This window comes from Bacillota bacterium (assembly GCA_040754675.1).
GTDB lineage: Bacteria > Bacillota > Limnochordia > Limnochordales > Geochordaceae > Geochorda.
Genome location: JBFMCJ010000136.1, coordinates 1 through 8935, shown reverse-complemented (window position 1 = coordinate 8935; position 8935 = coordinate 1). Strand labels below are relative to the sequence as shown.

9 protein-coding genes are annotated in these 8935 nt (G+C 61.8%); all 9 read right to left on the bottom strand.

Features of this window, described 5'->3' with window-relative positions; translation table 11 throughout:
* A partial coding sequence (locus AB1609_09610; protein MEW6046719.1) for a family 10 glycosylhydrolase occupies positions 1 to 1363 on the bottom strand: 1363 nt, incomplete at its 3' end.
* 51 nt (positions 1364 to 1414) lie between these two features.
* Entirely contained in the window at positions 1415 to 2218 is an 804-nt protein-coding gene (locus AB1609_09605; protein MEW6046718.1) for a carbohydrate ABC transporter permease, read from the bottom strand.
* Positions 2219 to 2277: 59 nt separating this feature from the next.
* Positions 2278 to 3144 carry a sugar ABC transporter permease gene (locus AB1609_09600; GenBank protein ID MEW6046717.1) on the bottom strand — a complete coding sequence of 289 codons (867 nt, stop codon included), beginning with the start codon at positions 3142 to 3144 and terminating at the stop codon, positions 2278 to 2280.
* Positions 3145 to 3302: 158 nt separating this feature from the next.
* On the bottom strand, positions 3303 to 4532 hold the full coding sequence (locus tag AB1609_09595; protein ID MEW6046716.1) for an extracellular solute-binding protein: 1230 nt from the start codon (positions 4530 to 4532) through the stop codon (positions 3303 to 3305).
* A 147-nt stretch (positions 4533 to 4679) separates the two neighbouring features.
* Positions 4680 to 5786, bottom strand: coding sequence for a DUF4855 domain-containing protein (locus AB1609_09590; protein ID MEW6046715.1), 1107 nt, complete (start codon positions 5784 to 5786; stop codon positions 4680 to 4682).
* A 54-nt stretch (positions 5787 to 5840) separates the two neighbouring features.
* Positions 5841 to 6620, bottom strand: coding sequence for a sugar isomerase domain-containing protein (locus AB1609_09585; GenBank protein MEW6046714.1), 780 nt, complete (start codon positions 6618 to 6620; stop codon positions 5841 to 5843).
* Positions 6617 to 7327: an N-acetylmannosamine-6-phosphate 2-epimerase gene (locus AB1609_09580; protein ID MEW6046713.1), complete on the bottom strand. Its 711-nt coding sequence runs from the start codon at positions 7325 to 7327 to the stop codon at positions 6617 to 6619. Before AB1609_09580 ends, AB1609_09585 begins: the two co-directional genes overlap by 4 nt.
* A gap of 21 nt (positions 7328 to 7348) precedes the next feature.
* On the bottom strand, positions 7349 to 8158 hold the full coding sequence (locus AB1609_09575; protein MEW6046712.1) for a DeoR/GlpR family DNA-binding transcription regulator: 810 nt from the start codon (positions 8156 to 8158) through the stop codon (positions 7349 to 7351).
* A gap of 586 nt (positions 8159 to 8744) precedes the next feature.
* On the bottom strand, positions 8745 to 8935 hold a 191-nt coding region (locus tag AB1609_09570; protein ID MEW6046711.1), incomplete at its 5' end, for a hypothetical protein.

Below are 8935 nucleotides of genomic sequence, written 5' to 3'. Positions count from 1 at the left end.
GTTCCGCCCACTCCGGGTGCTTCTCGAGCACGGGTCCGGGCTTACCGAAACCGGCGCAAAAAGCCCAAACCCATGGGTAGACGGCCAGGCCGCGCTTGTGCGCTTCTTCCACGATGACCTGCATGGGATCCTCTGTCCATGAACGGTACTCCTCGTGCTGGTACGCCACCTGGCTCGGGTAGATGCTGCCGCCCTGATAGAAGACCTCCGGATAGATGGCGTTGAACCCGGCCTGCGCGATCTTGTCCATCAGGCTGGCCACACCTTGCCTGTTCGCGGCTTGTTGTATCGACTGATAGTCGACCCAGATGGCACGCAACTCCACTGAGGGGGATTCCATGGTCTTCAAGCGTGCTACTCTGGCCTTTTCCATAGCTGCCTCGGACCTCTTCGCCCCTTCTTCCTCGTTGCCGGCTTGAAATGCCTTCCTTGCCTCACCCAGCTCCAGCTGGGCCTGTATCATCGCCTCCTTCACCGCCTCTACGGGAATCGCCCGGTAGGCTGATTGAGCCGCTTCCAGCGCCGCTTCCGCCTCCTTCAGTTCCCTTTCTGCCCGCTCGGTCCGAAAGTCGCTTACAGGAGGTGAGACACCCAGGAGATAGCGGATCATGTTTGCGATGAGAAACCTCAGCATGGGGTCGTCGTTGGCCCGATCGAAGATGTTCTCGCCCACGTAGACCGATGACTCCGTGATCACAACGGCGGCATCCTGGGGGTGGGGCCGGGACGGAGTTTGACGATCGGCACGGTACCACGCTCCGATGGCCTTGCCGCCGCGTATCGGTTCCACGACAAAGGTCATGGAGCGTGCCGTTGCGATGAACTCAGGAAGCCCAGCAAAGATGGGATGAGAACGATCCAGGGCCCGTATGTAGTCGTACTTGCCCCGATCCCAGCCGATCACCTTGATGCCGAAGATCTCTCCCAGCTGGGCATCCCCCGCTGGCTGCTGCCGTTCATCCAGCTGCGATACTTCGTAGGCACCGAGGATTTTGCCCCCAGCCTGAACGAACCGTCGGATCGCCACGACCTCGGGTCTGGACATGGACGCGTTCGTCATCAGCGACGCCACCCTGTAACCCTGGAGCTTGCCCGATACCACGTCGTCGGTCGACAAGAGGTTGTACCGGATGCCTGCCTCCTCCAGCGAGAGCTTCATGGAGTTCACGATGCGGTCATACGCACCCACCCACCCCTGGCCATCGTAGTAAGCGCGGCTCGCTTCGCTGACGACGATGGCCACGGGAGCTTCGGCCTCAGAAGCACCGGACACCCAGGAGCAGAGCCCCACCAGAAGCGCTGACACGAAGAGTAGGACCGCTCCGGGCCGTACTCGCATGGCCTTGGTCATCATCCGGGTCATCTCTCCCCTCTACTGGCTACTCCCTTGCGTGGCGGACCGCCTTCGAGCGCCTCACTTCAATGCGCCCACGACTCCGCTGATGAAGTAGCGCTGCATGGAGAAAAAGACGACCAGAACGGGCACCATGGAAAACATGGTGCCCGCCGCGACAAGTCGGAAATTGTCCCAAAACATTCCCTGTAAGTACTGAAGGGCTACAGCAATCGGATACTTGTCGGGATCTTGCAGCACGATGAGAGGCCAGAGGAAGCTGTTCCAGTAGCCCATGAAGTTGAAGATAGCCAGTGTGGCGACGCTCGGCTTGATGAGGGGAAGGCTGATTCGCCACCATACGGTCAACTCCCCGGCCCCGTCGATGCGGGCTGCGTCTTCGAGTTCGGCAGGGATGGCCAGATACGCCTGCCGGAGCAGGAAGATGCCGAAAGGTGTCGCCAGCGACGGCAGGTATACAGCAGAAAGTGTGTTGATCAGCTGCATCTTCTGAAGGGTTAGGAAGTTGATGATCAGGCCTCCCGGATTTGGAAGCACAAACGTGCTCAGCAGCGCGACAAAAACGACCTCTCGACCGGGGAAATGCATCCTCGCCAGCGGATACGCAGCGAGTGCCGATATGAGCAGGGTGCCGACCACTCCCACCGCCGTGATGTGCAGTGTGTTGATGACGTACTTCTCCAGGTGTAGGGCCTTCCATACCCCCACGTAGTTCTCAAAGGAGACAGGCCACGGAATGATCTGCGGTGGAAAGGCGTACACGTTGCCCACCGTTTTGAGCGAGGTCGAAAGCAGCCACAGGAATGGCCCCATGGCGAACAGTGCCAGGGCAAGCAGGGCAAAGTACACCATGAAAAGCTTCACCCTGCGCCACACTGACCGTACTGCCCGCCGCCGTCGCACCACCGTATTCGCCTCGGTCATCAGTAATACCGAAGCCCGCCTTTCGCCAGGGTCCGGAACATCCCCAGATTGAAGATCGCCACCAGTAGCGCCACGACCATGCCGACCGCGGCCGCGTACCCGAAATCGTAGTCACCGAACGCCTTGTAGAATTGGTACACCGAAACGGTCAGAGTGGCCTTCATCGGGCCACCGCCGGTCATGACGTAGATCTCCTCAAAGACCTGAAGGGCCCCAAGAATTGACATGAACGTGCAAAACAGAACGTAGGGCCGCAGCAGCGGTACCGTTACCTTCGAGAAAACCTGCCAGCGCGATGCGCCGTCGATGGCTGCGGCCTCCTCGAGCTCCGCCGGAACGGACTGCAGGCCGGCCAGGTAAATGAGCATGTACCACCCAATGCCCTTCCACAACGTCACCATCATCACGCTGGGCATGGCCAGTTCCTTGCTGGTCAGCCAGTAGACGGGTTTGTCAACGAGGTGAAGCGCCTGAAGGATGTAGTTGAGCAGCCCGTGGCTGTCATACAGCCATTTCCAGGTAATGGCCACGGCAACCATGGACGTCACCACAGGGACGTAATAGGTGGTCCGGAAGAAGCTGATCCCGAAGAGTCGCCTGTTGACGAGAATCGCGACCAGGATGGACAAGATCTGGATGGGTGGTACTACTATGACATACTGGATGGAATGGAGCAGGCTGATCAAGAAGTCCGGGTCGTGAAAAGCCCTCTCGAAGTTGCCAAGCCCAACAAACCGCATGGGCTCAAGGAACGTATAATCGTAGAACATCATCACGAGGCCCATGACAATGGGGTAAAACGTGAAGACCATCAATAGCGCGAGAGCGGGGGTGAGAAAGGTATACGCGATCAGATAGCGTCGCACGCGCGGGGAAACAGCCGGCTGCATTCGGCCCATCAAAGAAGCACTCTTCTGGAGCAACAGCGGACGGTCGATTGGCATTCAGAACTCTCCCATTGACATCCTGTGGTGAAGGGGCGGGGCCACTCGCTTACAAGCGCGCAGCCCCGCCGTTCCAGTTATCAGCGCTCCTTGGCCAGGATCTTGTTCCATTCCGCCGCCGCTTGGTCGAGTGCCTCCTTCGCACCCTTCTCGCCGTACACAACCGCTTCTACGGCTGCACCCAGCTTTCCAGCCAGGTCCGCGGAGTGAGGAAGAGTAAGATCTCCTTCCACGGCGTACTGCATCTGTCGGGCAGCGTACATCCTGGCCACGCTTTCCACAGTGTCGTCCGTCTGGGTAAAGAATGGGTCGGCAGCGGCTTTCTTCGTCGACGGGAGGATAGTGACGATCTTGCAGAAGGCGAGCTGTGCCTCGTCGCCGGTCACGTATGCGGCGAACTTGGCCGCCTCCGCCCAGTTCTTGCTCGCTCCGGGAATGGTCAGGTTCATGAGCGGTGCGGCGATGGCACCTCCCTTGAACATGGGATACGGTCCGACCCCGGTAACCTTGTAGATGTCAGGAGCGTTGGCCTTGACCCGGCTCAGGAACTGAGGCCCCGTCACGATCATACCGACCTTGCCTGCCATGTACCGGTCCAGTGCTCCAGCATAGCCCGCCTGGAGCGACTCTCTCGGGATGATGTCGTCCTCCATTAGCGTCCGGTACCACTGGAGCCTGGCCACCGCCTCGGGCGTGTTGAATGTCGCGCGTTTTCGGGTTTCGTCAGTCAGAGCAACTCGCATCTCGATGAGGTCGGTCACAAAGTTGATGAACGGCATCCAACCGTACAGCCCGGTCTTTGCCTTGATCTGCCTGGCGTATGCCTCGACTTCCTCCCACGTGGAAGGGGGCTTGTTGGGGTCCAGGCCCGCCCTTGCGAAGATGTCCTTGTTGTAAATCACCACGTGCGTGACCACGTACCACGGAAAGGCATAGACCCCGTCGTTCAGCCTCGCCGAGTTCCAGAGGCCTTCGAAGTATGTGTCCTGGTACTGAGGAAACTCCTTCCCGATATTGACCAGGGCCCGACGTTCTGCAAGACTCAATGCCATGCCAGTGTTCAGGTTGACGACATCCGGCGCCACGCCACCTGCAATGGCCGCTGTCAGCTTCTGAGTGATAACGGTGATGGGAAAGTCCTTCCACTCGATCCGTATCCCAGGATTCGCCTTCTCGTACTCACGGATCAGGCCGTTGATGTAGTCATCGAACATTGGCCGCAACGAAATCGTCCAGAATTCGAGAGTGGTCGTCTTGGCCTCTGAAAGCGGACCCGTGAGCGCCAGCAACACCGCGCAAGCCACGAGCACCCGCAAACCCCAGGCTGCCCGTCTCATCATCGCTCGCCTCCTTTGGGCTGCTCGCCCAACGAGTAGTCAACGTGGAGCTTCGGCTCTTCTGACTTGTCCCGCCCAACCGTCACCCCCGCTTCTTTCAGGGGAGAGGGGATGTCCCCGTCATCGGCGCCGGTAGGTGCCCTTTACGAAACGGTAGATGTCTTCATAGAAGGCTCGCTCACGTGGATCAGGGGATCGAAAGAGGGCCCGTACCCCTCCCCCGCCGATGAAGTAGGCGCAGGCCGCCTCCGTCATGTAACCGAACTCGACCCCGCCATCCAGGTACTCCCTGAAGCGCTGATGGCGTTCGCTTTCGATAGCCACGGGCTCGTCGAGCTTCAGGTAGTACTCGATTTCGATCCCGGCGTGCCGTTGGCGCGCTGCCTCCGCGGCCGGCCTCAGCCCGACTCCGGTCAGCGTCTTGTAGAACATGTAATTTGGCTGCAGGAAAGCGAGGTCGAAGTAGTAGTCCCGATAGTTGTCGAGCAGGTGCACGTTGTACGAAGACCAGAACGGTATCCAGAACATCTTCAATCCGAGGCCGCTGACGTATCGCCTAAGTTCCTTGAGGAGGTAGTGGTCGTCGACATCCCAGCCTCTGTAAACGGTCTCGAACACCCAATAAAAGCCAAGGAGGCGCTGGTGCCGCAGGTTCGCCTTCTTCCAAGCTCCATGAATCTGCTCGACCATCCAAACCTCGGCCTCGAGCCGGTCGGCGGTCGCCCGAGTGAGGTTCTGGCCCAGCACGGAGAAATTGAGATTGCGCGTGCCTCCCGGGAGCTTGCCGAACATGGACTGGGTGATCGCCGGGTAGGGTAACCCGATAATGACGTTCATGGGGCTGGGTGGCGGCCCGAGCGCATCGGAAAGGCCAGCTATGAGTCCTTCCCTGACCGCCAGCCATCCTCCCGGTCGGAACAAAGCCTCAACGATTTCTTCCCAGTCACGTCGGTTGGAAGGGTTGGGGACCGGGATCGCGTAGAAATCTCCTTCACCTGACATCGTCGTGCCGCGGTTTACGTCAGCCCCGATCGCATTGCCGGATGAAGGCTGGCCTATCACCACTGCCGTATCGAAAAGCCAGCTATCTGGTCTGCCACCGGCATCCAGGTGAACCAGGTCGTACAGCAGATCCTCTTCGTCCACCGGCTGTCCTGCACGGAACCCGGTCAAAATGACGTGGCGCAACCCGTTCATCTCCGAGGACCCCTGCGGAAAGTACGGCACGGAATGCCTCCTTTCGGTCACCTTCGGCTTCAGGTCCAGCGAACCCGCCCCGGCTCAATACCCTCGCTCTTCGAACAGTCGAAGCGCTTCCCGGTTGTGGCTGTCAGAATCATCCAGGTTGATGCTCCGGTAGACACTCGGACTTATGCCCCGCCTCGCCAGCTCTTCGGCCGACGCCAGGACAACGGCCCACATCACCACTGCCGCGCCGATTCCTGACGCGGGCGCCATGGGTGCATCGATGCCCGGGATTTGCAGCATAGCATCCCCGGGCGGGGCGCCGTGATCGAGCACGAGATCCGCCACCTCCATCAATCGCTTACCTGACGGGTGGTTGGACCGGACGCTCGTGCTGTACGCGCGGCTCGTGACGGCCACCACCAACGCGCCCCGCTGCTTGGCGATGAGGGAGAGTTCCACCGGAAGCACCTGCCGCCCAGAGACCGACCCCACGAAAACCAGGTCCCCTGCCCGCACGTCCGCTTCGGCCATGATCGCTCGGGCCTGGGCCAGCCCTATCTCTGGGGTGACGGGTGCCACCCTGGCGGCCGCTCCGGGCCGGCGGAACGGCACGCTCCCGTCGACGCGGAACTCGGCGCGCAGCGGGAGCAACAGCACGAGACCGCCGGCCCTGCCGACAAGTTCGCGCGACAGCATGTGCCCCGTATCGTAGACAAACACCGCCCCTTTGCGCTGCACCGTGTCCGCTACCATGCGGGCGGCCTGGCGAATCGCCTCGTTTTGCGAACCCTCGATCTGGCACACCAGGTTCCTGATGGCGCTGAAATAGCGCTCTACTGCGGGATGCTCCGTTACGGTCATGGGCTGACTCACCCCGCATGAACCTCCTTCAGACGTTGCACGAACCAGCGCGCGACGATGTCAGGCGCCGTGATGGCTGAGCCCACGACCACGGCCCAGGCGCCGGCACGAAGGGCCAGAAGGGCCTGGTCGGGCGTTCGAATCCGGCCCTCCGCGATAACCGGTACGTCCACACGGGTCGCCAGGTCTGCGACCAGATCCAGGTCCGGGCCCTCCCGAGGCTGGCTGTAGGGCGTATAGCCGGACAGAGTCGTGGCTATGAAGTCGCACCCGGCCTCAACGCACCCGATGCCCTCTTCCAATGTCGAGACATCCCCCATGACCGGAAGCCCAAGTTCCTCATGGATGAAGCACACCAGGTCCCTCAGCGGCTCACCGCCGGGCCTGGGCCGAGCCGTCCCGTCAACAACCAGCACATCGGCTCCGGCCTCGGCACTGGCCCGCGCCTCCCGCCGCGTTGGCATGATGTAGACGTCGCTTTCCGGATAGCGCCGCTTGTGGCAGTCGAAGACGGGGAGGGTTACGGCACTCTTGATCGCGGCCACGCTTTCGGGCCCATCGGCACGGATAGCCACAGCTCCCCCGCTGGCCGCTGCTCTCGCCATGAGCGCCATGGCCTGGGGGCTGTAAAGCGGGCTTTGCGGGCGCGCCTGGCACGAAACGATAAGGCCCGCGCGAACTGCGCCTGCGATCAAATCAGCCTTGACTTTCCACGACATGGACCGTGCCCCCGGCCTACCTCAGCCCGGCGCCGCCTGTCCGTCGGTCGCCAGCGATTGAGCAACCCGCACCTCAATCCCGTGTGCATCGAAGAACTCCCGGAACATGTCGGCGGGCTCAACATCAGTCAGGATGACGTGGGCAGCCGAAAGCGGTGCGATCTGGGCCAGCCTAGCATGACCGAACTTGCTGTGGTCCGCGCAGACGAAGACCCGGTTGGTGGCCTCTATTATGCGCCGCCTCAGATGCGCCTCCAGGGGGTTGGCATGCGTGAAGCCGCGCTTGATCGATATGCCGAGGGGGGAGATGAACGCCTTGTCGGCCCAGAACTGCGCGATGGCATCCTCGGCCAGAGGCCCGCAGAACGACGAGCCGTCGGATCGCAGCAGGCCACCTGTCGAGATGAGCGTTATGCCCTCGAACTCCGCCACTCGGTCCAGGATGGCGCCGGCCACGTTGGTCAGTAGGGTGATGCGCCGCCCGGCCAGGAAAGGGAGGGCGAACCAGACCGTCGAGCTAGCATCGAAAATGACGGTGTCGTGATCCTCAATGGCGTCTGCCACGAGCCGGCCAATGCGCTCCTTGGCTCCGCGCATCAGGTCAGCCCGCCGGGCGAAGGGCAGATCCTCAGTGGTACGCACCAAGGGCACCAGGACGGCTCCGCCATGCGTCCGCATGGCCAGCCCCTGGTGCTCGAGCGCCGTCAGATCCTTTCGAATCGTCGGAGCCGAGACACCGAGGGCCTTACTGAGATCCTCGACCGAAACGTAGCCCCGCAGCTTTAGCAGCTCGGCCACCTGTTCGCGGCGTCGCCACGATACCGAGGGCAAACGCCCCACCTCCCCGGCGGGTCCGCGGATGGTATTCTTGCCTCCTCACGAAACTCCTTCCGAATCCGAAATACCTCTTGCGATTTCGAGCACCATTGGCCCATCGCCCGAGGGGCTGTTCCAGCTGAAACAGCCCCGGTACGCTCTGCGGGCACGTGCAACAGGCACGAAAACCGAAGCGGGCACATGATTTTCGGAACCGCAAACTTCGCTGCTGCGCTCCCCTGGGGTCGTAAAGTTGGGCCAGACCCGCCGGTGCGCTGACCTATGCGATATTGCCCGGCACCTGCCCTGTGAGCACTATCGCGGCCTCGCGCAGTGCCAGAAGCACCGCTCCGATGCTTCCGCGCAGCAGGTGGGCACGAAGGCTGGAGACCGGGTATGGCCGTGCGAGTGAGGCACCGTGGGCGGTCAACGGCTGGGCCGGCCTGCAGGGCGGAGCCAAGCTCCGCAAACTCCAACACAACCCTCGCGCCCATGCTCATCATGGACTCGCATAACCCGTACCCGTGCTATGGGCGGGGGGCAGCCCGGCCCCGATGGACCCGAAGCGAGGCGCCGCCGATCTTAACCGGCTATCCCGGCGCTACGCCGGGCAGGCCTTCGTGTACGGCGCGGCGATGCCCCCGAGCGGCGGGTGTCCGTTCTTATCGAGCCGCTGTTCGTCCAGTCCGCGGGGCTGTGAGCAAAACGGGCAGAAGCCCTCCGGCTCGCCGTTTTGCTGCCGTCTAAGCCACCAATCGCTGCGGCTTTCCACTTCGAGCCGATCGCATGGCC